This is a genomic window from Geomonas azotofigens, assembly GCF_018919395.1.
GTDB lineage: Bacteria > Desulfobacterota > Desulfuromonadia > Geobacterales > Geobacteraceae > Geomonas > Geomonas azotofigens.
In genome coordinates this window covers 451,984-476,027 of record NZ_JAHLME010000003.1, presented here as the reverse complement: position 1 = coordinate 476,027, position 24,044 = coordinate 451,984, and the positions used below count along the sequence as shown (strand labels likewise).

Annotated in this window: 21 protein-coding genes; 10 read left to right on the top strand and 11 right to left on the bottom strand. The window is 63.2% G+C overall.

Features of this window, described 5'->3' with window-relative positions; genetic code table 11:
* Positions 1-6: 6 nt before the first annotated feature.
* The 5 genes from KOL99_RS11890 (at position 7) to KOL99_RS11870 (ending at position 5,863) form a co-directional block, all read left to right on the top strand.
* On the top strand, positions 7-1,743 hold the full coding sequence (locus KOL99_RS11890) for a methyl-accepting chemotaxis protein (protein ID WP_216510685.1): 1,737 nt from the start codon (positions 7-9) through the stop codon (positions 1,741-1,743).
* Positions 1,744-3,786, top strand: coding sequence for a hybrid sensor histidine kinase/response regulator (locus KOL99_RS11885; protein WP_216510684.1), 2,043 nt, complete (start codon positions 1,744-1,746; stop codon positions 3,784-3,786). It begins immediately after the preceding gene.
* A 64-nt stretch (positions 3,787-3,850) separates the two neighbouring features.
* A complete protein-coding gene (cheB, locus tag KOL99_RS11880) occupies positions 3,851-4,945 on the top strand; it encodes a chemotaxis-specific protein-glutamate methyltransferase CheB (protein WP_216510683.1) in 1,095 nt (364 codons plus the stop codon).
* A complete protein-coding gene (locus KOL99_RS11875) occupies positions 4,942-5,313 on the top strand; it encodes a response regulator (protein WP_216510682.1) in 372 nt (123 codons plus the stop codon). Before cheB ends, KOL99_RS11875 begins: the two co-directional genes overlap by 4 nt.
* A 250-nt stretch (positions 5,314-5,563) precedes the next feature.
* Positions 5,564-5,863 carry a hypothetical protein gene (locus tag KOL99_RS11870; RefSeq protein ID WP_216510681.1) on the top strand — a complete coding sequence of 100 codons (300 nt, stop codon included), beginning with the start codon at positions 5,564-5,566 and terminating at the stop codon, positions 5,861-5,863.
* Here the strand turns inward: KOL99_RS11870 and KOL99_RS11865 are convergent.
* The 3 genes from KOL99_RS11865 to KOL99_RS11855 are packed head-to-tail and all read right to left on the bottom strand — an operon-like array spanning position 5,795 to position 10,030.
* Complete coding sequence (locus KOL99_RS11865) at positions 5,795-7,435, bottom strand: ATP-binding protein (protein WP_216510680.1); 1,641 nt, start codon at positions 7,433-7,435, stop codon at positions 5,795-5,797. The genes KOL99_RS11870 and KOL99_RS11865 overlap by 69 nt on opposite strands.
* A gap of 1 nt (position 7,436) precedes the next feature.
* Positions 7,437-8,285 carry an ABC transporter substrate-binding protein gene (locus KOL99_RS11860; protein WP_216510679.1) on the bottom strand — a complete coding sequence of 283 codons (849 nt, stop codon included), beginning with the start codon at positions 8,283-8,285 and terminating at the stop codon, positions 7,437-7,439.
* Positions 8,273-10,030: a TonB-dependent receptor plug domain-containing protein gene (locus KOL99_RS11855; protein WP_236026066.1), complete on the bottom strand. Its 1,758-nt coding sequence runs from the start codon at positions 10,028-10,030 to the stop codon at positions 8,273-8,275. Before KOL99_RS11855 ends, KOL99_RS11860 begins: the two co-directional genes overlap by 13 nt.
* Positions 10,031-10,443: 413 nt before the next feature.
* Between KOL99_RS11855 and gptM the strand changes: the two genes are divergently transcribed.
* Positions 10,444-11,781 carry a geopeptide radical SAM maturase gene (gene gptM / locus KOL99_RS11845; RefSeq protein ID WP_216510676.1) on the top strand — a complete coding sequence of 446 codons (1,338 nt, stop codon included), beginning with the start codon at positions 10,444-10,446 and terminating at the stop codon, positions 11,779-11,781.
* Here gptM and KOL99_RS11840 read toward each other — a convergent pair.
* Positions 11,775-13,178: a sigma-54-dependent transcriptional regulator gene (locus tag KOL99_RS11840; protein WP_216510675.1), complete on the bottom strand. Its 1,404-nt coding sequence runs from the start codon at positions 13,176-13,178 to the stop codon at positions 11,775-11,777. The genes gptM and KOL99_RS11840 overlap by 7 nt on opposite strands.
* Positions 13,179-13,357: 179 nt before the next feature.
* Between KOL99_RS11840 and KOL99_RS11835 the strand changes: the two genes are divergently transcribed.
* From KOL99_RS11835 to KOL99_RS11825, 3 genes are all read left to right on the top strand, one after another.
* On the top strand, positions 13,358-13,936 hold the full coding sequence (locus tag KOL99_RS11835) for an HD domain-containing protein (protein ID WP_216510674.1): 579 nt from the start codon (positions 13,358-13,360) through the stop codon (positions 13,934-13,936).
* Positions 13,937-14,063: 127 nt separating this feature from the next.
* Positions 14,064-15,977 carry a SpoIIE family protein phosphatase gene (locus tag KOL99_RS11830; RefSeq protein WP_216510673.1) on the top strand — a complete coding sequence of 638 codons (1,914 nt, stop codon included), beginning with the start codon at positions 14,064-14,066 and terminating at the stop codon, positions 15,975-15,977.
* A gap of 85 nt (positions 15,978-16,062) precedes the next feature.
* On the top strand, positions 16,063-17,151 hold the full coding sequence (locus KOL99_RS11825; protein ID WP_216510672.1) for a dethiobiotin synthase: 1,089 nt from the start codon (positions 16,063-16,065) through the stop codon (positions 17,149-17,151).
* Between the two features lie 173 nt (positions 17,152-17,324).
* On the opposite strand, the gene KOL99_RS11820 is transcribed toward KOL99_RS11825, so the two are convergent.
* From KOL99_RS11820 to rimI, 7 genes are all read right to left on the bottom strand, one after another.
* Positions 17,325-17,717 (bottom strand): TraR/DksA family transcriptional regulator, encoded by a 393-nt coding sequence (locus KOL99_RS11820; RefSeq protein ID WP_216510671.1) that lies wholly within the window; start codon positions 17,715-17,717, stop codon positions 17,325-17,327.
* A gap of 66 nt (positions 17,718-17,783) precedes the next feature.
* Entirely contained in the window at positions 17,784-17,942 is a 159-nt protein-coding gene (locus KOL99_RS11815) for a hypothetical protein (RefSeq protein ID WP_216510670.1), read from the bottom strand.
* Positions 17,943-18,521: 579 nt separating this feature from the next.
* Positions 18,522-19,430 (bottom strand): LysR family transcriptional regulator, encoded by a 909-nt coding sequence (locus tag KOL99_RS11810; RefSeq protein WP_216510669.1) that lies wholly within the window; start codon positions 19,428-19,430, stop codon positions 18,522-18,524.
* Between the two features lie 226 nt (positions 19,431-19,656).
* Positions 19,657-20,688, bottom strand: a complete 1,032-nt coding sequence (locus KOL99_RS11805; protein WP_216510668.1) for a KamA family radical SAM protein — start codon at positions 20,686-20,688, stop codon at positions 19,657-19,659.
* On the bottom strand, positions 20,688-21,605 hold the full coding sequence (locus KOL99_RS11800; protein ID WP_216510667.1) for a dihydroorotate dehydrogenase: 918 nt from the start codon (positions 21,603-21,605) through the stop codon (positions 20,688-20,690). The genes KOL99_RS11805 and KOL99_RS11800 overlap by 1 nt, the downstream gene beginning before the upstream one ends.
* A gap of 2 nt (positions 21,606-21,607) precedes the next feature.
* Positions 21,608-22,417 (bottom strand): dihydroorotate dehydrogenase electron transfer subunit, encoded by an 810-nt coding sequence (locus tag KOL99_RS11795; protein WP_216510666.1) that lies wholly within the window; start codon positions 22,415-22,417, stop codon positions 21,608-21,610.
* Positions 22,407-22,853, bottom strand: a complete 447-nt coding sequence (gene rimI / locus KOL99_RS11790; RefSeq protein WP_216510665.1) for a ribosomal protein S18-alanine N-acetyltransferase — start codon at positions 22,851-22,853, stop codon at positions 22,407-22,409. The genes KOL99_RS11795 and rimI overlap by 11 nt, the downstream gene beginning before the upstream one ends.
* Positions 22,854-22,996: 143 nt before the next feature.
* Between rimI and purM the strand changes: the two genes are divergently transcribed.
* Positions 22,997-24,043: a phosphoribosylformylglycinamidine cyclo-ligase gene (gene purM / locus KOL99_RS11785; RefSeq protein ID WP_216510664.1), complete on the top strand. Its 1,047-nt coding sequence runs from the start codon at positions 22,997-22,999 to the stop codon at positions 24,041-24,043.
* Position 24,044 lies beyond the last annotated feature (1 nt).

Below are 24,044 nucleotides of genomic sequence, written 5' to 3'. Positions count from 1 at the left end.
TTCGACATGTCCAACAAGCTATCGGTAAAGATCGTCAGCGTCCTGATCATGGTCATGGTGGTCATCATGACCGCCTTCTCGGTGTACTTCGTCCGTTCGCGCCGCGCCAACATGGAGGAGGAACTCCTCTCCAAGGGGCGCATCCTGGCGCAGACCGGCGCCCGGTCCATGGAACGGATTCTCGAGGAGGCGGTGGCCAACGGGACCCTCACCCAGGAGCAGCTCTTCGACGAGCACTACATCCCGATCCCGAACACGGAGCCGCAGAAGTTTCACACCCAGTTCGACCGTTTCATGGACCAGGCGGTGCAGGCGCTGGAGGACGAGTTCCTGAAGGACGACCAGATCGTCTTCGCGGTCCTCACCGATAGAAACGGCTACATCGCGACTCACAATACCAGGTACTCGGTCCCCCTGACCGGTGACCGGGAGAAGGACAAACTGAACAACCGCACCAAGCGTATCTTCAGCGATCCGGTGGGGGTCGCGGCCTCAAAGAACACCGAGCCGATACTGAAGCAGGTCTACCAGCGCGACACCGGCGAGACCATGTGGGACCTCTCCGCCCCGGTCTACGTGAAGGGGAAACACTGGGGCTCCTTCCGGATCGGTTTCTCCATGGTGAAGACCGAGCAAAAGGGAGCCGAGCTCAGGAACCAGATCGTGGGGAGCATGGCGGTCATGCTGCTCGTGGCCAGCATCACCATCCTGGTGGTGGTGAGTCGCGCGGTACAGCCGTTACGAAAGCTGACCGAGAAAGCGCACAAGATCACCGGCGGCGACCTCGACGAGACCATCCCCGTGGAAAGTAACGACGAGATAGGCGAACTGGCCGAGGCCTTCAACGTGATGACCACGGTCATCGTCAGGGACCTCAAGGACGAGATCGGCCGCTCCGGGCGCCTGATCGCCTCGGTGAAGGAGGCGGTGATCCAGCTCTCCAGCGCCGCAAACGAGATGATGGCCATCAGCGCCCAGCAGGCGTCGGGCTCGACCCAGCAGGCGAGCGCGGTCCAGGAGGTGACCACCACCAGCGAGGAGATCGCCATCACCGCCAAGATGATCACCGGCAACTCGAAGAGCGTCGAGGCGGTCGCCGAGGACACCACGAGGAACTGCAACAGCGGGCGCGAGGACGTCACCAACGCCATCGAGGGGATGGGACAGGTGAGAAGCCAGGTGCAGAGCATCGCCAAGAGCATGCTGGAACTCGGTGACAACAGCCAGAAGATCGGCGGCATCGTGGAGATCATCGACGAGATCAGCGACCAGACCAACCTCCTCGCCCTTAACGCCGCCATCGAGGCGGCGGGCGCCGGCGAGGCGGGCAAGCGCTTCGCCATCGTGGCCCAGGAGGTGAAGCGCCTGGCCGACCGCACCGTGGAGGCGACCCGCCAGATCAAGGGGTTGATCGGCGAGATCCAGCGCGCCACCAACAACACCATCATGGTCACCGAGGAAGGGACCAAGGCGGTCGACGCCGCCTCGCAACTGGTGGACAAGGTGCAGTTCTCCTTCGCCTCCATCATGTCCACGGCCCACGAGACCGCCCGCACCGCCAAGGAGATCACCCTCTCGACCCAGCAGCAGACCTCCGCCTGCGAGCAGATGGCGGAGACCATGACCGAGGTGCGCGACGTGGCGCAGCAGGTGGCACTCTCGGCGCACGAGACCGAGAAGGCCATCGCCGAGATCCTGGAGCTCGCCGAGCGCCTCAAGGAGATCACCGAGGAAGAGGCCTAGATGGCGAACCGTTACCTGGAGATCTTCTGCCGCGAGGCGGAGGAGCACCTGGCCTCGCTGCAGAGCGGCCTGCTGGTGCTGGAGAGAAATCCGGCCAGGACCGACCTGTTGCACGAGCTGCTGCGCAACGCGCACACCCTGAAGGGGTCCGCCCGCATGGTGGGGCTCGCCGACATCAGCGCCATCACCCATACCATGGAGGAGCAGTTGAAGGGGATGGAGCGGGGCGAGCGCAAGGTGGATGCCCAGGCCATCGATCTCCTTCTGCGCGGCGCCGACGCGGTGGCGCTGATCACGTCGGCGCTGGTGCGCGGCGAGGCGCCGGAACTGGACGTGGAGCGCTTCGTCGCCGAGTACGAGCGGGGCGAGCTGGGGCAGCACCTGCACGCCGAGCCCAAGGAGCACCAGCCCGAGGCGGCTTCGGACACGGTGCGGGCTGACGTGAAGACCCTGGACCACCTGGTGAACCTGGTCGGGGAGCTGATCATCAACAAGAAGCGCCTGGAGGCGAAGCTTGCGCAGCTCAAGGAGATCGCCTGCGCCCTTCCCGCCGAGCACAGCGCGCCGCTGACGACTTTCCGGGGCGAGCTCGAGGAGGACGTCCTCTACCTCGACTACCTGATCCAGGAGCTGCACGGCAAGGCGATGGGGCTGCGCATGCTGCCGCTGCGGACCATCTCCGACGGCCTGGAGCGCCTGGTGCGGGACCTGGCGCAGCAGCTGGGGCGCGAGGTGCAGTTCCAGATCATCGGGCAGGCCATCGAGATCGACCGGGTGCTCCTGGAGGGGCTCAAACCGATTCTGATCCACCTCCTGACCAACGCCCTCTCCCACGGCATCGAGGCCCCGGAGGCGCGCGCCGCCGCAGGGAAACCGCGCCGGGGCACCGTGCTCCTCTCGGCCCGCCACGAGGGGAACTCGGTGCTGGTCGAGGTGCGCGACGACGGGCGGGGCATGGACCCGGCCAGCATCAGGGCGGCCGCGGTCGCGCGCGGCGTGCTCGATCCGCGCGAGGCGGACGGCATCAGCGACGAGGAGGCGCTCTACCTCACCTTCCGTCCCGGCTTCTCCACGGCCGAGATCGTCACCGACATCTCCGGGCGCGGGGTGGGGATGGACGTGGTGAAGAAGAACATCGAGCGGGTCAAGGGGAGCGTGACCCTGGCCAGCGAGCCGGGGAGCTTCACCCAGGTCACCCTGCAGCTTCCGCTCACCCTTTCCGTCCTGGACGCGCTGATCGTCGCCTGCGGCGGCGAGACCTTCGCCATCCCCACCACCTACCTGCAGGAGATCGTCAAGGTGCGCGCCAGCGAGATCGACACGCTCGGCAGCGGCGAGGTGATCAAGGTGCGCGGCGCGACCACGCCGCTGTACAGTCTGCCGGGGATGCTGGGGCTCCCCGAGCGCCGCGATGCCGGCGACGCGCCGCTCTCGGCGGTGGTCTTGAAGCATTGCGACCAGCGCATCGCCTGCACCGTGGAGGCCCACCTGGGCTACAGCGAGGTGGTGGTCAAGGGGCTGGGCAAGCAGTTCCGAAACGTCAGGTTCCTGTTCGGCGCCACCATCCTCGGGGACGGCAATCCCGCGTTGATCCTGAACGTCCCGGACCTGTTCGAGTCCGGTCGCGGCGTGCAGCGCGCCACCCTCTCGGCCGATGAGGCGCAGGCGGCGAAGCGCCGCCCAAAGGTGCTGGTGGTCGACGACTCCATCACCACCCGCACCATGGAGCAGAGTATCCTGGTCAGCCAGGGGTACGCGGTGGTGACGGCGGTCTCCGGCGAGGACGCCCTGGAGAAGAGCGCCGAGGAGCAGTTCGACCTGGTGATCTCCGACGTGGAGATGCCGGGGATCAACGGCTTCGAGCTGACCCGGGCCTTGCGCGCCTCGGAGCGCTACCGGGAAACGCCGGTGATCATCGTCTCGTCGCTGTCGCGCGACGAGGACAAGCGCCAGGCGCTGCAGGCCGGGGCGCAGGCCTACATCGTCAAGGGCGCCTTCGACCAGGGTCTGCTGCTGGAAACGGTGCAGATGCTGATCGGCTGAGAAACCGTCTTCACGCCGGCACGCCCGTTGCCGTGCCGAGGAAGGCAAAGGAAGGATAGTTGCTATGACCACGAGGGTGCTTCTGGCCGACGATTCCCTCCTCGCGCGCCAGGTGCTCAAGGACATGCTGCAGGAAAGCCACGACATCCGCGTGGTCGGCGAGGCGTGCGACGGCAGGCAGGCGGTCGAACTGGTCCAGGCGCTCAAGCCCGACCTCGTGATCATGGACCTGCTGATGCCGGTGCTGGACGGGCTGGACGCCATCGAGGAGATCATGGCCCTCCACCCTACCCCGGTGCTGGTCCTCTCGGCGGCGGTGGAGGCCAGCGAGGTGGACCGCGCCTTCGTCGCCATCAAGAGGGGGGCGCTGGACGTCATGGAGAAGCCGAGACTGGACGGCGCCGGGGCGCTGGCGGAGTTCGCCGCCACGCTGCGGGAGAAGGTCCTTTTCCTCGCAAGGATCCGGGTCATCCGGCACCCCCGGCGCAAACCGCGCCCGGACGAGCCGCTCGCCACGCTCCCCGGCGGCCCCGGACACAGCATCCTCGCCATCGGAGCCTCGACCGGCGGCCCCAAGGCGGTGATGCGGCTTTTGAAGGCCCTGCCGGCGGACTTCCCCGGGGCGGTCTTCGTGGTCCAGCACATCGCGCAGGGGTTCGCCGCCGGCTTCGCCAACTGGCTGGACCGGGAGTGCGCCCTGCCGGTCAGGCTCGCCCGTGACGGCGCCCCCTTCCGCGCCGGCGAGGCGCTCGTGGCTCCCGACGGCAGACACCTCACCGTCGCCGACGGTGTCACCTTGCTCAACGACGCCCCTGCGGTAAACTGCTGTCGCCCCTCCATCGATGTCTTCTTCGATTCGCTGGCGCGGCAGCGCTGCGACCAGGTGGTGGCCGTGCTGTTGACCGGGATGGGGCGCGACGGCGCCCAGGGGATGCTGCATATCAGGGAGGCCGGCGGGACCACCATCGTCCAGGACGAGCCCTCCTGCGCGGTGTTCGGCATGCCCAAGGCCGCCATCACCCTCGACGCGGCCGACCAGGTGGTCCCCCTGGACCTCATTCCCGCCGCTTTGGACGAACTGTTCGTGGCGGAACGCCCCGCAGCCGGGACCGGCGTTCATCCGCGGCAACATCAACCCCAGAAAGGAGACGTGCCTTGAAAGAAAAGATCCTCATCATCGACGACAGCGAACTGGTACTAGCCATGGCCAAGGACGCCCTTGATCAAGCCGGTTACCAGGTGGTCACCGCCACCAACGGCATAGAGGCCAACCGTTTCATTTTCTCCAAGGACAGGCCCGACCTGATCATCATGGACATCATGATGCCCATGCTGGACGGCAACAAGAAGGCGAAGCTTTTGAAGGAGAACGAGGTGAGCCGCGACATCCCGATCCTGCTCCTCTCCTCCAAGAGCGAAGCCGAGATGCGCCAGCTGGTGGACGAGGCCAAGGCCAACGGCTACATCCTGAAGCCTTTCACGCCGGAACAGATCACCGCGGCGGTGAGCGCCGCATTGGGCAGGTGAGGCGGCGGCGCCCACCTGTAAAAAAACGAACAGTTCCTTTTTTTACAAAGCGCCGGTAAAGTCTCCCGCCACCGGCGTTTTTCGCGCGGCGCTTCGGAAACTGTAAAAAAATGCACACTCCGTCCCGTCCCGCCCGCCACATCGATGTGGCATAAGTGCCGGATCTTGCATCGCTTTTCCCCGCCAGACTTGGCACGGATATTGGAAGCAGCGTATCTAGTTTCAATGTCAACGCGATCGGGAGAAGACCATGGACCACCAGTACAGCATCATCAACCAGTGCCTCCAGCTGCTCAAGCAAAGCGACCTGCCCACCATCAAGAAGCTGCGCGTGGAGATTCAGCTGATCCAGATGAAGCGGCTGCTTTTGAACGACAGGCTCACCAACGACATGGTAACGGGGGCCTGCGGAGAGGACGTTTTCGAGGGGTTGTTGAACCAGATGCGCAGGATCTGCGGCGAGGGTTCCCAGGGGGATGCCTTAACCGACCTCATGGAGCGGATCGGCGGCATGCTGACCGAGCTGGGCGGGGAGCATGCCCACCACTGAGGCAGGGGCGACCGGGAGCACCACGGTCGCCACGGTACCCTTGCCGAGCGTGGAGTCGAGCTGCAGCCGGCCGCCGTGCTCGGACACGATGAACTGCGAGATGTACAGTCCAAGCCCGCTGCCGCCCAGTTCCAGCTTGGTGGAAAAGAATGGCTCGAACAGCCGCTCCTTGGTCTCGGGAGTGATGCCGACCCCGTTGTCGCGCACCTCGACCACCACCTCCCCCTTGGCGACGTCGTGGCGGGTGCTGAGATGGACCTCGCCGCTGCGGCCGGCACAGGACTGCATGGCATTGAGGATCAGGTTGATGAGCACCTGCTCGATCTGCTGCTGGCTCCCGGCGACGGCCGGGATCGAGGTACCCAGGGATGTGTGCAGCTGCACGTCCCGTTTCATCTGGCAGGCCAGCACCGACAGGGCCGCCGACACGGCGCCGTTTATCTCCAGCCTCTGGCGCAACTGTCCCCCTCCCCCTACCCCGTAATCGCGCAGTCCCTGCACCACCTGGGCGATGCGCTCGGAATTCTCGACGATCTTGCCGGCATTCTCGGTGAGCACCAGCCGCGCCTTCTGGTACGGCACCCCCCCCAGGTAGAACTCCCCCTCTTCCTGCCATACCCCGTCCAGAAGGGGGAGGGCGTCGGCGAGCATCTTGCCGATCATGTGCCCCGAAAAACGGATCGAGGCGTTGGGGTTGTTGATCTCGTGCGCCATGGAGGAAAGGAGCAGACCCAGCGAAGTCATCTTGTTGGTCTGGATCAGCCGCGCCATGACCTGTTTTTTCTCCTCCTGCACCTCCAGCCGCATGGCGCGCAGCAACTCATCCTGCAGCGCCTGGTTTTCCAGTTCGCGCAGCTCCAGCGAGGCGGCCATGGCGTTGATGGCGTTGGCGGCACGTCCCAGTTCGTCGTCGCCGTCCAGGCCCACCCGGGCGGAGAGGGTGCCGTTGCCGATCTTCTCGATACCGCCCAGAAGCAGGTTGAATGAGTTGGTGACCCTCTTCAGGATCTGGTAGCACAAAAGGGAAACCAGGATCCAGAACAGGATGCCGATGGCCAGCGAGGCCGCCACCAGGGCGACCAGCCGTTCGCGCGCCGCCGAGGTGTCCAGCTTCAGGCGCACCTCCCCGATGACCCGCTGCTCGTTCCCCTGGGGCTGCCCAAGCAGCGCCGACTCCGGGGAGAGTACCCCGCTGGGAGAGCTGACGGGCACCCGCATGTCGATCACGTCACCGGGCACCGTCTGCGATTTCACCTGCTGGGCGAGAAGCCTCCCCTCCCGGTCCACGATGGAAACGGAAAGCACCGACGGGTAGCGCGCGGTCCCGTCGGCCAGGATGTCCAGCGCCTCCCTGTTTTCCGCGAAGAGCGGCAGGCGCGCGTTCTGGGCCAGGACGGTCGCGAGGAGCTTCCCCTCCCGCTCCATGTTGGAGCGGAAGGCGTTCAGCTCGGTGAGGACGTAGAAGGTGACAAAGGCGGCGGTGAGCAGCGCGATGGTGACGGTGAAAATCAGGTAGAGCCGGAACCGGAAGCTCTTCGCGTAGGGGGGGAGTCGCAGTTTCCTTCTTCTCATGTCAGTGCCCCACCGCGCCGTTCAGCTTCAACTGGCGCACCACGCTGTCGTTGCTCCTGGTGATCGCGCGCCTGGGCGGCTCCCCCCCCTCTTCGGGCGGGTTCCCATCCAGCACGCGCTGCGCCAGTTCGGCGACCTGACGCCCGATGTCGTAGCGGTCGATGGTGAGGGCGACGGCCCCTCCCATGGAGAGGTAGACGTCGGCGAAGGTGACCACGGGCACCCGCTCCGCCTGGGAAAAGAGGAAATAGGCTTCGGTGGAGCCCGGGGATACCGCGGTCGTGTCGGGGAGCATCCAGAGCGCGTTGACCTTACCCTTCAAGGAGGCGAGCATGGCCGGCGTTTCCTTGGGGGCATGCACCTCGCGCAACACGAGCTTCACTCCGCAGCGCGCGGCCGCGGCGACCGCGCGTTTCACGTACCCCCCGCTTCTGGCCGGGTCATAGAGCACCCCCACCCGTTCCGCGCCCATCTCCCCGAACACGGAGAGGTAGCGCCCCGGGTCAAGCAGCATGCTGACGCCGCCCACGGCGCCGCGCGGCTTGGCGTTAAGCGCCATCATGTACAGTACCGGCGTGGCGTGCTGCTTTTGCGCCAGTTCCAGGGCCCGGTCCCCCACCGCCACGATCAGTTTCGGGTGTTCCTCGCGGGTGATGCGGGTGAGGTCGAGCTCGGCGTAATCGGCGAGGACGATGCGGCGCACCGAGCCGCGACAGTCGCGCTTGAAGCCGCGCACCGCCTCGTCGTACCCCTTGTCGTGCATGGACTGGAGCAAGAGGACGTCGTAGGCCAGGGCGAGCGTCGGTGTCAGCGTGAAGAGCACCAGCAGCAGAAGTTTTAGAAGTGACATCTCACCCCCACTTCCGCCCAGCGCCCCGTGTTCTTGTACAGTTCGGAAAGGTACTGCTGACCGTCGAAGATGTTCCTGAGCGAGCCGAAGAGCTCGACCGACCCGAATTCGGAATACTCGAAGGTCTTGCTCAGGTGCAGGTCCCAGAGAATGCCCCTGCTCCTGCCGTCAGTAGCGTTCCAGTCGATGTAGTGTCCCGTGATTTGCGCCTGCAGCCGTGACGGGTCCCGGTAGCGCACCCCGAGCTTGAGGGTGTGCTTCGGTACCGAATTGAGCGCGGCCCCATCCCCCCCATCGGTAGAGTAAATGTAGGTGTAGCCGGTGGAGAGCGAGGTGTTGAAAACGGGAACGGTGCGCAGTTCGAATTCGCCGCCTTGCTTTAATTGTCTCTTCTTGACGATGGTGCTGAACTCGTTGCTGATGACGTCCCAGGTGTCGTTTCTAAAGAGGGTCGCCTTGAGCCAGAGGTAGGGGATTTCCCCGGACTCGTAGCCAATTTGAGAGGTCCACACCTTCTCGGTGGAGTCGGCCCGGTTCAGGGAGGTGAGGCTGTAGCCCCGGGCGGTGTAGCCGCGCAGCAGGCTGTTCTCGCTCAAGGCGTAGGTGATGCCGAAGCTGGGACTGAAACGGTTTCCCCCGAAGCCGGTCCAGTCGAAACGGGCGCTGGGGGTTATCGCGAAGTTGCCGGCAGTGAAGGTGTCGTTCAGGTAGACACCGAGGCGGTCGGCGCCTTTAGACTCCTCGCCTGGTGACGCGCCTCCCCGCAGCTTCACCTTGACGTGGTCGTAGTCAACGCCGGCCACGACCAGTTGCCATTCGCCCAGCCACGAAAGCTTGACGCTTCCGCCGCTGCTGTGGTCCTCCTCGAGTGCGCTTTGCAGGAGGGCTGCATCCGGTTTGCGGATTACGAACATCTCCGTGTCGCTCTGTCGAGTCCGCAGGGCGGCGTCCAGGGTGACCCGGTTGTCCAGCGGCAGTTGCAGGGCGAGCGACGAGACGAGCTCGTGCTTTTGGTCATTGATGTCGATGCCGGGAAGGGCAAGAAGTCCGGTTTTTTTGTAGCTGTAAAGGGTGGAGAGGGTCACGCCCCCCCGTACCGGAAGCTCATAGTGCAGCTTGCCGTAAAGGTTCTTGAGATCGGACTGGTTATTGCTGCGTAGGCCGTCCGAACTGAGCGTGCCTCCAGTCAGGTAATAGCCCAGTCGGTCCACGGTGCCGGTCGCCTCGATTCGACCGTCCGCCGTCTCCCTGGTCCCATAGGAGCCGGTCACGGTGCCGTCGATGGCGCGGTCCTGCTGCGGCATCTTGGTAATCACGTTGATGACGCCACCCAGGGCGCTCCCCCATGAACTGGATGCCGCCCCCTTCACGATCTCGATCCGGTCGATGATCTGCGCCGGGATGGCGGCCAGGTCAGGAAAATTGTCGGATAGGCTATTGACTGGGACGTTGTCGATCAGGACCAGTACGTGGTCGAAGTCCGAGCCCTGTATTTCGATGTTGGTGATGGTGCCGGGGGTACCGATCACCTCCGATTGGATGCCGGTGACGGCGTAAAGGATATCAGGCAGGGTGTGCGCGTTCAGCGCCTTGATTTCTTCAGCCGTGACAACCGTTATATTTTCCGCTGTCTGGGAGGCGGGACGGGGGGACCGGCTCGCGGAGACCAGCTCAGCCCCTTCCCCGCTGAACAGCTCCAGTGAACTCAGGTCGTCGTCGCTCCTCGCCGGCCCCACTGTCAGCATGCAGAGCGCCACAGTCAACAGCATCAATCTGACTGTGGCATACACTGACATAACTGCGGACGTCTTCCTCACACCCCCTCCTCATAAAAAAAAACAAATTTATCATTGCGGGCCAAATAAGGTTATGCTAATGTACCACGGCCTGTTAAAAAAGTCCAAGGTTTTCACCAACCCAAAGGAGGAGAGCGCAATGGCAAAAGAAAACGTGGCATTGGAAATTCTTGATGAAGGAACCGGCATGGAAGACATGGATGGACTTGGCTGCTGTATCTACGTGTACCTCTGGGCAAGCAAGATATGACATGGAACGAGTGTCGCCTTTCCAGCAGCCGGGAAGGCGACACTAAAGTAGATCCGTTACCCATGACAAGTATGACTGCGACAACAAGTGGTCTCACCATAGGTACCATCCCATGAAACTTTCGCGTTACCTGAAGGTCTTCCCCTCCCCCGACCGTCCCGGTCACTTCATCCTCTACTCAACCTTGCGCGGCTCGGTGGCATCGGTCCCTCTCGAAAAACTTTCGGCGCTGCAAGACGGCACGTTCCCCGAGGCGGAGTGCGCGGCACTGGCCAGGATCGGCATCGTGGTTCAGGATCCCGACCTGGAGAAAGAGCAGCTACGCGGCCTCATCACGCGCGCCAACGGCGAGGCACGCCACTTCAAGATCTCGGTGGTGCTGAACCTCGACTGCAACCTGGACTGCGGCTACTGCTTCGAAGGAGAGTTCCGTTGCGGGCACTACATGTCGGAGGCGACCGCGGACCTTTTGGTGCAGGCACTGATACGGGAGAGGATCGCGCAGGGGTGGGATGTCACGATATCGTTTTACGGCGGGGAGCCGCTGCTGTCCCAGGACCTGATCCGGCGCATCTCGGAACCGCTGCGGGCCGCGGCCCAAAGCCACGGGGTCACGTACGCTTTCAACCTGGTCACTAACGGCACGCTGCTGGACCGCAACACGGCCCTGCAGCTGCTCCCCCTGGGGCTGCTTGGCGCCAAGTTCACCCTGGACGGCCCCAGGGAGATTCACGACGTCCAGCGTCCGTACGCGTCAGGCGCCGGCAGTTTCGACATCATCGTGGACAACCTGGTGCAGGTGTGCGACCTCATTTCCATCCAGCTGGGGGCGAACTTCCGGCCGGAAAACTACCGCGAGTTCCCACGGCTGCTGGACCAGCTCCCCCGCTACGGCATCACCCCCGACAAGCTCGCGGTGGTGATGTTCACGCCCGTAGTTTCCGCGGGCGGCTGCTCCGACGTCAACTCCGGCTGCGCGCTGTCCGAGGAACCGTGGCTCATGGAGGCGGTCCCGTTTTTGCGCGAGGCCACGCTCGCCCGGGGCTACCGCGCCCCTACCCTAAAGCCGTCTGCGTGCATCGTGGAACTAAAGGACAACCTGGTGGTGGACTGCACGGGGAGATTCTACAAGTGCCCGGCATTCATGGGCACGCAAGAGTTGAGCGTCGGCAGTTTGTCCGAGGGACTGAAGGACTACCGGGCCTCTCACGGGATCGGGAATTGGCAGGTGGACACCTGCCTGGAGTGCAGCTATCTCCCGCTCTGCTTCGGCGGCTGCCGTTTCGTCATGAAGCTGCAAGGCAAGGCGTTGACCGAGGTGGACTGTCGACGCAAGTTCTACGACGCCACCCTGGAAAAGACCGTGCTGCAGAACCTCACCTACCTTTCCTCCAGGAAAAAGGTCGTCACGCAGGGCATTGCCTCCCAGCCGGCGGCACCCTCCTACTGACGCTCCTGCTTGAGCCGCTTGTTCAGGGTCGGCCGGGTCAGTCCCAAAAGCTCCGCCGCCTGGGTCTGGTTGCCGCTGGTGAGCTTCATGGCCTCGGCGATCAGGTACTCCTCGACCTGCAAAACGGTCGGAAACTTCCCGAACAGCGAAAACAACGGGTTGGCGCAGTCCACGGGCTGCGCCGCCCGCACCGGCGCCGCCGCGACCCCGGGAAAGTCGTCGACCGACAGGGGCGCCCCCTCGTTGCAGGTGACTGCGTGGTGCACCATGTTGTAGAGCTCGCGCACGTTGCCGGGGAACCTGCACTGCCTGAGCGCCGCGATCACGTTCTGCGGCACCTTGGGAGCCGGTTTCCCCTGCTGCGACGCGATCTGCCCAACGAAATATTCGACCAGTGCCTCCACGTCCTCAAGGCGCTCCCGCAAGGGAGGGACGCGGAATTCGTGGGCGCAGAGACGGTAGTAGAGGTCGTTTCGGAACGTCCCGGCGGCGCGCAGGGCGGCGAAATCCATGTTGGAGGCGGCCACGATGCGAGCGTCGCTCTTCAAAAGCAGGTCCGACCCCAGCCGATAGTACTCGCGTTCCTGTAATAGCCGCAACAGCTTGATCTGGGAGGCGAGGTTCAGGTCCCCGATCTCGTCGAGAAAGAGGGTTCCGCCGGCGGCCGCGCTGATGAGTCCGTCACGCTTGCTGTCGGCGCCGGTGAAGGCCCCCTTCTTGTGGCCGAAGAGGGTGTCGGAAAACATGAAATCGTCGAGCCCGGCGGCGTTCAACGAGATGAAGGGGCCGGGGACGCCGGATACGTCGTGCACCGCGCGCGCCAGGAGCTCCTTGCCGACGCCGGTCTCGCCGGTGATCAGGACCGGCAGCCGCGAACTGGCGATCGCCTCGATGTACTGGAAAATGCCGCGCATCTTCTTGGAAGTGGTGATGATCCCGGCGAAGGCGTCGGGGTTGCCGAGTGTGTCCGCCAGCAGGTAGTCCTTGAGCTTGCGGTTTTGCTGTCCCAGCTCGCTCACCTGGAGCGCCTTCTTGACGCTCGCCACCAGGCGGTTGGGGTCCACCGGCTTGGTGAGAAAATCGAATGCTCCCTGGCGCATGCTGGTCACCGCCGTCTCGACGTCACCCATGGCGGTCATCACGATCACCGGGATCTCCGGGTGCTCCACGGTCAGGCTCTGCAGAATCTCGGCCCCGGTCACGTTGGGCATCACCCAGTCGAGGATCACCGCATTCACCCTGTGCTCGCGCACGTACGGGATCACCTGCCGGCTATCCGATATGGTGGCCACCTCCGGAATGTCGCTCGAGGCGAGCAGCAGCGACACCTCGGTCAGGATACCGGGTTCGTCGTCCACGAGCAGGGTGCGTTGTGGTGTCGTTGTTTTGGCTGTCATCTCACCTTCCAGGATAGAAGTATCTATTTAAAGGTTTCACATCATATCCGCTCGCGAACCGATATTCAACTCTTTCTTGGCTCGCTTCGAAAATGCTGAATTCGGAACGGTTGCAATCCGGGGACGAATCAGCATAATCTATACCATTGAGTCGGACCACATCCATTCGGAGGCGCATCGTGAATCCTAGAGCTCTCCTAGAGAAGTACTTCCACGACAACGAGCAGGGGCTCGAGATCGTCTACCGGCACAGCCGCAAGGTGGCCGACAAGGCCCTCGCCATCGCCGAGCGCGCCGGCAGAAACGACTCGGAACTGCTGTTCATCGAAGAGGCGGCCCTGCTGCACGACATCGGCGTCGCCCGTACCTACGCCCCCAAGCTCAACTGCTTCGGCAAGGCACCCTACATCTGCCACGGCCTCATCGGCCGGCAGATGTTGGAGTCCGAGGGGCTTTTCCAGCACGCCCTGGTGTGCGAACGCCACATCGGTGTTGGTCTCACCGCCCTGGACATCGCCGAACAGAGGCTGCGCCTGCCGCTGCGCGAGATGTCGCCGGTGACCGACTGCGAGCGGATCGTGGCCCTGGCCGACCTCTTCTATTCCAAGAAGGGGGGGGAACTGGATCGAGAGAAGAGCACGGACCAGGTCAGGTCGGACCTGCTCCGCTTCGGAGAGGAAAAGGTGCGCATCTTCGAGAGCTGGCTGCGCGAGTTCAGCCTCGAGTACGCTTCGGACACCCCCGCCCCATCTAATTAGATTCCCGCCCCTTTCCCGCCAAGGAAGTGTGCTATACTGTAAGCGCCCAGCCTCACTGGGCATTTTGCACGACACGGCACCACCGACCACCCCGGCGGATAATGTAGTTGCCATAGAAGGTGTTTTCATGGGTAAACCGCTCCGCGTGCTGATTGTTGAGGACTCCGAGGACGACGCCCTGCTCCTCATCTTCGAGTTGCGCCGCGGCAACTACGCGCCGGTCTCGAGACGGGTCGAGTCCGCCGAGGCCATGCGCAGGGCGCTGGAGGAGGAGGACTGGGACCTGGTGGTCTCCGACTACGTCCTCCCCGGTTTCACCGGTCTGGAAGCCCTGCAGGTCCTGCGCGAGTCGGGCCTGGATATCCCCTTCATCATCGTTTCCGGCAAGATCGGCGAGGACACGGCTGTCGGCGCCATGAAGGAAGGGGCCAACGACTACCTGATCAAGGGAAACACCTCGCGGCTGATCCCGGCCATCGAGCGCGAGATGCAGGAAGCGCAGGTGCGGCGCAAGAAGCGCGAGGCGGAAGCGGCGCTGGTCAGAAGCGAGCGGCGCTACAAGAGGCTCGTGGCGGCGGTCACCGACTACATCTACACGGTGACCATCAGCGAGGGGGGCGTGGTCAAGACCTCCCACGGCCCGGGTTGCCTCTCGGTCACCGGCTACAGCGACGAGGAGTACCAGCAAAACCCCTTCCTGTGGTACCAGATGATCCACGAGGAGGACCGCCCGGCGGTGACCAGCCTGACCGAGGAGCTGCGCGCCGGCAAGGAGATCCCTTCGGTCGAGCACAGGATCCGGCACAAGGACGGTTCGCTGCGCTGGGTCATCAACACCGTGGTGCCGCGCTACAGCGAACAGGGAGAGCTGATCGCCTACGACGGCCTCATCTCGGACATCTCCGAGCGCAAGCAGGCCGAGGAATCGCTGCGGGTGCAAAGCGCCGCGCTGGAGGCGGCGGCCAACGCCATCGTCATCACCGACAGTGACGGCATCGTGCTCTCGGTCAACGAGGCCTTCACCAGGATGACCGGCTACACCCTCGAGGAGTCTGTCGGGCGCGACCTGGGCTTTCTGAGATCGGACCAGCACGGCCCCGAACTGTACCAGGACCTTTGGGCCACCATCATGGCCGGCAAGACCTGGCAGGGGGAGATGGTGAACCGGCGCAAGAACGGCGAGCTCTACCCCGAGGAACAGACCATCACGCCGGTCCTCGACCAGGACGGCCACATCAGGCACTTCATCTGCATCAAGCAGGACATCACCGAGCGCAAGGTCGCGGAACAGGCGCTTTTGCAAAATACCAGCATGCGCAAGGAGATGGAGATCGCCAGGCAGATCCAGCTCTCGCTGCTGCCGGCCGCCCCGCCGCTTTTGACGGGAATCGATTGCGCCGGCCGCTGCGTGCCGGCCAGCCACATCGGCGGCGACTACTACGACATACTGCTCCACGGCGAACGGCTCGACTTGGTCATCGCCGACGTCTCCGGCCACAGCGTCGGGGCGGCCCTCATCATGGTCGAGACGCGCAGCGTGCTGCGGGCCCAGATGCCGGCCCTGGACGGTCCGGCACAGGTGGTGGCGGCCCTAAACGAGATACTGCACGACGACCTCTCCCGCGCCGAACTCTTCATCACCATGTCCTACCTGAGCTACCACAGGACTTCCGGCCGACTGCGCTACAGTAACGCCGGCCATCCCCCTCCCCTGCTCTACCGCCCCGACGAGGAGCGCTTCTTCCAGCTCGACGCCGAGGGGCTCATCCTCGGGGTGCAGCGCCGGGTCGCCTTCGACGAGCCGGTCATACAGGTGAAAAAAGGCGACCTGCTCCTTCTGTACACCGACGGCATCACCGAGACGCAGAGCCACTCCGGCGAACTCTTCGGGGTGGACCGGCTGAAGGGGGTTTTGGCCCGTGAACACCGGAAGTCCTCCGTCGCCATCATCGACGCCGTGCTGGATGCCTTGCGCGACTATACCGGCAACAGCAGCTTCGATGACGACATCTCCATGCTCCTGCTGAAATTCCTCCCCTGACCCGCAATCCCCCCACGTATTACTTTTCTTGACGCCGCCCGCCGTGATGGTGTAAACATACGCCATTCCAAACAAAGGGGCGGACATGGCGAAAAAGATCTTCGTTGCGGCGACCGGACAAAACTGTGGCAAGACGACCATCAGCATTTCGCTCATGCACCAGGCCATGAAAAAATATCGGCGGGTAGGTTTCGTGAAGCCCTTCGGCCCGAAAGTGCTGCTCTACGACGATTTCATGGTGGACATGGACGCCTTGCTCATGGCCAAGGCCTTCGGACTGGAAGAGGACATCGCGCTGATGTCGCCGGTGGCGCTGTACCGTGACTTCACCAAGGATTACCTCGCCGGCAAGCTGGACGACCTCTCCCTGGCGGACTGCATCCTCGGGGCGGTGCGGGAACTGGAGCAGAAATACGACTTTCTCATCATCGAGGGGGCGGGACATGGGGGCGTAGGCGCCGTCATCGGCCTCTCCAACGCCAAGGTGGCCAAGCTGATCGGCGCGCCGGTCATGATCGTGAGCGAGAGCGGCATCGGCAAGGTGATCGACGCCGTGCACCTAAACCTGGCGCTGTACGAGCGCGAAGGGGCGGACGTGAGGGGGATCATCGTCAACAAGATGATGCCCAGCAAGAAAGAGGTCACCTCGAAGTACCTAAAGCGCGCCTTCGAGCCGCAGATCAAGGTGATCGACGGCTTCAACTACTCCCCCATCCTGGCCAACCCGACCTTGAGTCACATCTCCAAACTTTTCGACCTCCCCCTGCAGGGGAACTTGAACGAGAAAAGCAGGATCATCCACAACATCCAGCTCGGGGCGGCCTCTTCGCAGCGGGTCATCGACGGGTTGCTCGATTCGACCCTGATGATCGTGACCAGCTCGCGCGACGAGCTGATCGTGACCCTCTCCTCGCTGTACCACATCCCGGCCTACAAGGATAAGATCGCGGGCCTGGTGATATCGGGGCACGTGCCGGTATCCGAGGTGAGCCAGCAGATCCTGCACGACTCGCACATCCCCTACATCCGGGTGGAAGAAACCACGGCCGAGGTCTTCACCGCCCTGTCCGACGACGTGGCCAAGATCACCTATGAAGACCAGGAGAAGCTGAACTGGATCATGGCCAACGCCGAAAGGGACGTCGACTTCGCGGCCATCGACGCGCTGTTGTAAGAACGAAAACAGGGGCTAGGGGCTAGGGGCTGGGGGCTAGTAACAACAAGTCCCCTCCCTAATCCCTGCCCCTTCCTCTCGCTCCCCCTGCCCTTGCCTTTTCCAGCTGTTTTGGCCCTTGGCGGAGTCCCCGCCTGTGCCTTTCCCTCGCCCCTGCCTCTCGTCCCTTCCTTTCAGATCTGGGTTCCCGGCGGCCGCCCGGGCAGCTCCTGCTCCTTCTGGCATTCGACACAGAACGCGGTGAAGGGCATCAGTTTCAGCCGCGGCAAGCCGATGGGCTGGCCGCACCCCTCGCACTTCCCGTAGGTTCCCGACTCCACGCGCATTTGCGCCTCCTCAAGCGCGGTGAGCTGCTGCCGCCTGATATCGGCCACGGCGAGTCCGGCGTCGGAAAGCACGTCAAGCATGCTCTTCTCGCCGGGATCCTGCGGTATGTCGTACTGGCTCGCCAGAGCCTCTCCGGTCTGTGAGAATACCTCGTCGCGCAGTTCGGTCCAAAGCCGGCGCTTGTACTCCGCCAGCAGGTTCCTGAACTCGAGTTGATCCCCTTCAAGTTTTTCCGGCATCTCGTCCTCCTAAAACCGGCGCCCGCCCAGGCCACCGGCGCCTTGCCCCCGTGGGGGGCCACCGCATCAGGGAACGTCCTCGACATCGCACAGCGGACAAAAGAGCTCGCCGCTCTCCTTGTCCCTTTGGAGTTGTGAGCCGCAAAGCGCGCAGACCTCCGTCGCCTCTTTTACCACGACCGGCTTGTCCTTCAGAATGTCCTCTTCCACGCTTACTCTTCTCATGTCGCCTCCTTTGGCTGAACAGCTCACCCAAAACAGCCCAAAGTATACCCCAAAAAGACAGAAGGGCTCGGAGCCTGCAGCCCCTTTTCGTGCGGCTCCCCACCTCGAGCTACCACGCGACCACACAACTTAACAAAACATAATGTAATTATTATAGAAGACACACTACTACTTTTCACCCTTGCTACTGTCATAATCGCCTTTGATACCATATCTAGACAACACGGTGACATCTGAATGCTGCATTTTATCGCCATAGACATTGAAATGTAATCATTGACATAGTCTTACATAACTGGTATAAAGCCTTCACTTTGTTAGCCACAACAAATAATAAACGGCACACCGATTGGTCTGTCGGTGGATGCAGATGCGGAGTGTGCTGGTGACAGTGGAAAAGCGAAAAGGAAGGAAGTGGGCGGGAACGTTAACGGCAGTTATGCCTTGAACAAAAAGAAACGACGATAAGCGGCCGGATGGCAACGGCCGACCATTTCCCTGCAGCACTGCAATTTAAGCCCCGGATGTCGGCAGCCTCCGGGGCCATTTTTTTATCTGATGCCGGTGAGCGGCGACTACTCAGCAGATCCCGCCAACGGAAAAGCCGGACTCGATGCAATCGAGAAACTCCACCACCGCCGGATCCTGCCTGCGCTCGCTCTTCACCACGACGCTGCGTCGACGGGTCTGCTCGAATCCCGGTACGACATGCTCCAGCACCTGTCCGGCTTCAAGTTCGCGTGCCGCTATACTGCGGGAAACGAAGGAGACCCCGCCCCCGGCAAGCACCGTTTCCAGCGCCAGGCGGAGGTCATCGACCACGATCACGGCCTTGAAATCCTCGACCTTGCGGCCGTACCGCGCGAGGTTCACGTCCAGCAACCGGCGCGAAGTGCAATCGGGTTTGCGGGCGATCAGGCAGTGCCGCAACAGCCGGTCAAGCTCCACCTCGCCAGCGGCAAGCCCCAGGGCCGGCGCGCTCACGAAGACCAGCTGGTCGCTGGGGAGCTCCACGATATCGAACCCTGTGACATCCATCGTTTCGCAGTGTTCGATCACCGCCAGGTCGAATTCGTTTTCCTGCAGCTCCTTCACGGCGCGGTCCAGCGAGTGGAACATGAAGCGAAGATCGACGTTGTCGTCTTTGCGCGACATGAACTTTTCCATGACCTGCGGCAGGAACCCCACCCCGAAGGTCGGCGTGCAGCAGATGGAGAGACGGCTTTTTTCGCCGCGCAGCTTGAGGTCGTTGGCCAGCTGCGCCTCCAAAAGGAGTATCTGCTCGGCTCGTTGCACCACCACCTTGCCGGCCTCCGTCAACAGCAGCAGCTTCCCGGAGCGGTCCACCAACTGGCAACCGTAATGGTCCTCCAGGTACTTGATGCGCTGCGACACCGCCGACTGCGTGATGGAAAGATCCGTCGCGGCCTTGGAGAAACTGCCAACCTGCCCTAACACCACCAGCGTTTTAAGATACTCAGTTTGCATTCAATTCGGCCTATATATAATAATCTTTATTTGAGTATACGCTTATAGCATGCGAGGCGCCGACAAGGCAAGATTCCTTTCCCAAAAAAATCGCCCGATGGAGGAGAAACTCCCTAAGTTACCGTCGATATTGTCACACTTTATGAACGGAAATGCTCGCGGACGCAAAAAAGCCGGACACAAGAAATGCGTCCGGCAGGTGGAAGGCAAAAGAGGCGACCGAAGGTCAGGTTTCCTGGTACTCGACCTCCTCACCCAGGTAGGTGCGCACGAAAAGGCGGCTGGCGTCCGCGCTGAACCGGGCCGAGGCGACCTCCACCTTCCCCTTCCCGCCGGGGAGGTCGATGACGTAGTGCGGGACGGCGAGGCCGGAGGTGTGGCCGCGTAGCGCCGCCATGACCGCGATGCCGTCGGCCACCCGGGTCCGAAAATGCGCGGTTCCCTGGACCAGGTCCATCTGGTGGATGTAGTAGGGACGCACCCTGATGACCAGCAGGCGCCGCATCAGTTCGCGCATCACCATCGGGTCGTCGTTCACCCCTTTCAAAAGCACGCTCTGGTTGCCCAGCTGAATCCCGGCGTCGGCAAGCCGAGCGCAGGCCCGGGCGGAGTGCGCCGTGATCTCGCGGGGGTGGTTGAAGTGGGTGTTGACGTAGAGCGGCTGGTGACGCTTCAGCATGCGGGCGAGCCGCGTCGTGATCCGCTCCGGGAGGGTCACCGGCACCCGGGTGCCGATCCTGATGATCTCGACGTGGGGGATGCGGCGCAGGGCGGTGAGGATCTGGTCCAGGCGATCGTCGGGGAGCAAGAGCGGATCGCCGCCGGAGAGGATGACATCGCGGATCTGCGGCGTCCCCGCGATGTAGGCCACGGCCTCGTCCAGTGGTGCCGCGCTCATCCCCTGGCACCCCACCCCCCTCTTCCTCATGCAGAAGCGGCAGTAAACGGCGCAGGCGGTGGAGACCAGGAACACCACCCGGTCCGGGTAACGGTGGATCAGGCCGGGGACCGGGGAAAGGCGCTCCTCGTCGAGCGGATCCGGGGACTGGGTGAGGTCGTGCAACTCCGCCGGGTCGGGCACGCACTGGCGCCAGATCGGGTCCCCCGCCTCCCGGATCAGGCCGAGGTAGTACGGCGTGATGCGCATGGGGTAGCGCCCCACCACCGCGTCGAGGTCGCGTCCCGGCGCATGAAAAAGCCCGGCAAGCTCCTCCGGGCTGGTGATGCAGTTTTTAAGGCTCTGTTCCCAGGCTTCCATCAGACCTCGAGGGCACCGATCAGGGAGCGGGCGCTTTCGATGTTGTGCTCAACCAGGTACTGTTCCATCTCCTGCGCGATCCGCTGAGCCGCGGAAGGGTCGAGGAAGCTCGCGGTCCCGACCTGGACTGCGGTGGCACCGGCCAGCATGAACTCGAGGGCGTCGCGGCCGTTCATGATGCCGCCGATGCCGATGAGCGGCAGCTTGACCGCGCGGGCCACCTGCCAGACCATCCTGAGGGCGACCGGCTTGATGGCGGGACCGGAGAGGCCGCCGGTGACGTTGGCGAGCACCGGGCGGTGCCGCTCGAGGTCGATGGCCATGCCGGTCAGGGTGTTGATGAGCGAGAGCGCGTCGGCACCGGCGTCGGCGCTGGCTTTCGCCATGAGCACCACGTCGGTCACGTTCGGGGAAAGCTTCACGATGAGCGGCTTGGAGGTGTTGCGCTTCACCAGGGAGACCACCTCCCGCGCGGCCGCCGGGTCGGTGCCGAAGACGATACCCCCCTGCTTCACGTTGGGGCAGGAGATGTTGACCTCGATGCCGGCCACGCCGGCCAGGCCGTCCAGGCGGCTCGCCACCTCGCCGTACTCCTCAAGGGTATTGCCGTAGAGGTTGGCGATCACCGGGGTGTTGACGTTCTTCAGGTAGGGGAGCTTCTGCTCGATGAAGGCGTCGATCCCCACGTTCTGCAGGCCGATCGCGTTCAACATCCCTCCCGGCGTCTCCACGATGCGCGGGGTGGGGTTGCCGGCCTTGGGCTTTAAAGAGAGCCCCTTGGTCACCATGGCGCCGATGCTTTCCAGGTCGAGGTAATCGGCGAACTCGGCGCCGTAGCCGAAGGTGCCGGAGGCCGTCATCACGGGGTTGCGCATCGGGATCCCGGCGAGGACCACGGACATGTCAGGTCGTTGCATTGCTAACTCCATTGCAGTTCAAAGCTGTCGAAGACGGGACCGTCCTTGCAGACGCAGCGGTAGTCGGGGGTCTCGTCGCTGTGGTTGGCGCCCTTCATGACGCAGCCAAGGCAGGCGCCCACGCCGCAGGCCATGTACGCCTCCATGGAGACCTGGCAGGGCACCCCGAGGTTCTGGGACATCTTGGCCACCGCGTTCAACATGGGGGTCGGGCCGCAGGCGAAGATGCGCATGCCGGAACCGAGATGGCGCTCCAGCACCTGGGTCACGAAGCCCTGTTCCCCCAGGGTGCCGTCGTCGGTCGCCACGTAGGTCTCGACGCCGAGCCTCTCGAACTCGGTGATGCAGAGGATGTCGTCGCGGTTGCGGCCACCGGCGAACAGACGGACTTTCTCGCCGCGCTCCTTGAGCTCCTTGGCGAGATAGTAGAGCGGGGCGAGGCCGACGCCGCCGCCGACCAGCACCTTCTCCTCGCCGGCGGGACCCATCTGGAACCCCTTGCCCAGGGGGACCAGGAGATCGACCAGGTCGCCGTGGTGCAGCGCGGAGAGAAGCTTGGTCCCCTTCCCCACCACCTTGTACAGGATCTCGCAGTACACCTGGGCGCCGCAGCCGGCGTACTCGGGAACGAAGCTGCCGACGTCGAAGAGACCGAAGGGACGCCGCAGCAGCGGATCGATGGCGTCGTTCACCTTCAGCATGACGAACTGCCCGGGCACCGCGCAGGCGAGTTCCTGGGGGGCCGTCATCCTCATCCTGAAGTACTTGGGCGACACCTCGACGTTGGAGATAACCATTGATTTAAACTGCATCGCATTCCTCTACTTGAGCTATGGATAGGTCCATCAGAATGGCGTCGTCGCCATTTTCGTAGTAGTTCTTGCGCCGCCCCACCTCGGCGAACCCCAGGTGCCGGTACAGGGAGATCGCCTCGTGGTTCCCCACCCGCACTTCGAGGCAGAGCAGCCGCAACTTCCGCACGCGGCAGAAGGCGATGGCCCAGTCGACCAGCGCGCGACCGATGCCGCTCCCACGAAAAGTCGGGTCGACGGCGACGTCGAGGATCTCCGCCTCGTCCAGCACCTGTTTCAGACAGAGGTATCCCGCGACCTCCCCGTCGCCGGTCGCGGCGACCGTCGGGAAGCTGCCGGGATGTTCCATCTCGTCCAGGAAATGACGCCTGGTCCAGGGGCGGGGGAAGGAGGCTGACTCGATTTTGAGGACCGTGTCTAAGTCCTCAATAGACATGGAACGCAGTGTTATTTTCTTCCCGGGGGCTGGCACAGCAAGGCATATTAAGCAAAGGACATGGCGAAGTAAACATTTTTTTCACTTTGACTTTTACAGGGGAATGGGATAGATTTCGTCTTTACTTTATCGGAGGTTTCGCCTTGAAAGAGAAGAAAATCACATATAAAGACGCCGGGGTAGACATAGACGCCGGCAATACTTTCGTCAAGATGATCAAGCCGTTGGTGAAGGCCACTTCCCGCCCGGAAGTCCTCGCCGACATCGGCGGTTTTGGCGGTCTCTTCTCGCTGAACACCGGCAAGTACAAACATCCCGTACTTGTTTCCGGCACTGACGGTGTCGGCACCAAGCTGAAACTCGCCTTCCTGGCGGATCGTCATGACACCATCGGCATCGACCTGGTGGCGATGTGCGTCAACGACATCATCGTGCAGGGCGCCGAACCCCTCTTCTTCCTCGATTACCTGGCCACCGCCAAGCTCGACCCCGAAAAGGGCGCCTCGATCATCAAGGGCGTTTCCGAGGGTTGCGTCCAGGCCGGCTGCGCCCTGATCGGCGGCGAGACCGCCGAGATGCCCGGCTTCTACACCGGCGACGAGTACGACATGGCCGGCTTCGCGGTCGGCGTGGTCGAGCGCGAGAAGATCATCGACGGCTCCTCCATCACCGTCGGCAACAAGCTGATCGGCCTCTCCTCCTCGGGCCTGCACTCCAACGGCTACTCGCTGGCCAGGAAGGTGATCCTGGAGCACATGGGGCTCAACATCAACGACGAGATCCCGGGCCTTGGCAAGACCGTCGCCGAGGAGCTGCTCACCCCGACCCGCATCTACGTCCGTTCCGTGCTGAACCTGCTTCGGGACTTTAACATCAGCGGCCTGGCCCACATCACCGGCGGCGGCCTGCTGGAGAACGTCCCCCGCGTGCTCCCCAACGGCTGCAAGGCCGTGATCAGGAAGGACAGCTGGGAGGTCCCCGAGATCTTCAAGATCATCGAGAAAGGCGGCAACATCGAGGAGAACGAGATGTTCCGCACCTTCAACTGCGGCATCGGCATGGTCCTGGTGGTCCCGGAGAACGAGGCCGACGACATCATGATCAGGCTCTCCGGCCTCAACGAAACCGCATTTGTCATCGGCGACGTCGTCAAGTGCGAAGCCGGCAAGGAGTGCGTGGAGCTGGTGTAGT

Bases quoted from the DNA above. Each gene is read 5' to 3' on its own strand.
- KOL99_RS11890 (WP_216510685.1), top strand. From the start codon at position 7: ATGTCCAACAAGCTATCGGTAAAGATCGTCAGCGTCCTGATCATGGTC.
- KOL99_RS11885 (WP_216510684.1), top strand. From the start codon at position 1,744: ATGGCGAACCGTTACCTGGAGATCTTCTGCCGCGAGGCGGAGGAGCAC.
- cheB (WP_216510683.1), top strand. From the start codon at position 3,851: ATGACCACGAGGGTGCTTCTGGCCGACGATTCCCTCCTCGCGCGCCAG.
- KOL99_RS11870 (WP_216510681.1), top strand. From the start codon at position 5,564: ATGGACCACCAGTACAGCATCATCAACCAGTGCCTCCAGCTGCTCAAG.
- KOL99_RS11865 (WP_216510680.1), bottom strand. From the start codon at position 7,435: ATGAGAAGAAGGAAACTGCGACTCCCCCCCTACGCGAAGAGCTTCCGG.
- KOL99_RS11860 (WP_216510679.1), bottom strand. From the start codon at position 8,285: ATGTCACTTCTAAAACTTCTGCTGCTGGTGCTCTTCACGCTGACACCG.
- KOL99_RS11855 (WP_236026066.1), bottom strand. From the start codon at position 10,030: ATGCTGACAGTGGGGCCGGCGAGGAGCGACGACGACCTGAGTTCACTG.
- gptM (WP_216510676.1), top strand. From the start codon at position 10,444: ATGAAACTTTCGCGTTACCTGAAGGTCTTCCCCTCCCCCGACCGTCCC.
- KOL99_RS11840 (WP_216510675.1), bottom strand. From the start codon at position 13,178: ATGACAGCCAAAACAACGACACCACAACGCACCCTGCTCGTGGACGAC.
- KOL99_RS11830 (WP_216510673.1), top strand. From the start codon at position 14,064: ATGGGTAAACCGCTCCGCGTGCTGATTGTTGAGGACTCCGAGGACGAC.
- KOL99_RS11825 (WP_216510672.1), top strand. From the start codon at position 16,063: ATGGCGAAAAAGATCTTCGTTGCGGCGACCGGACAAAACTGTGGCAAG.
- KOL99_RS11820 (WP_216510671.1), bottom strand. From the start codon at position 17,717: ATGCCGGAAAAACTTGAAGGGGATCAACTCGAGTTCAGGAACCTGCTG.
- KOL99_RS11815 (WP_216510670.1), bottom strand. From the start codon at position 17,942: ATGAGAAGAGTAAGCGTGGAAGAGGACATTCTGAAGGACAAGCCGGTC.
- KOL99_RS11810 (WP_216510669.1), bottom strand. From the start codon at position 19,430: ATGCAAACTGAGTATCTTAAAACGCTGGTGGTGTTAGGGCAGGTTGGC.
- KOL99_RS11805 (WP_216510668.1), bottom strand. From the start codon at position 20,688: ATGGAAGCCTGGGAACAGAGCCTTAAAAACTGCATCACCAGCCCGGAG.
- KOL99_RS11800 (WP_216510667.1), bottom strand. From the start codon at position 21,605: ATGCAACGACCTGACATGTCCGTGGTCCTCGCCGGGATCCCGATGCGC.
- KOL99_RS11795 (WP_216510666.1), bottom strand. From the start codon at position 22,417: ATGCAGTTTAAATCAATGGTTATCTCCAACGTCGAGGTGTCGCCCAAG.
- rimI (WP_216510665.1), bottom strand. From the start codon at position 22,853: ATGTCTATTGAGGACTTAGACACGGTCCTCAAAATCGAGTCAGCCTCC.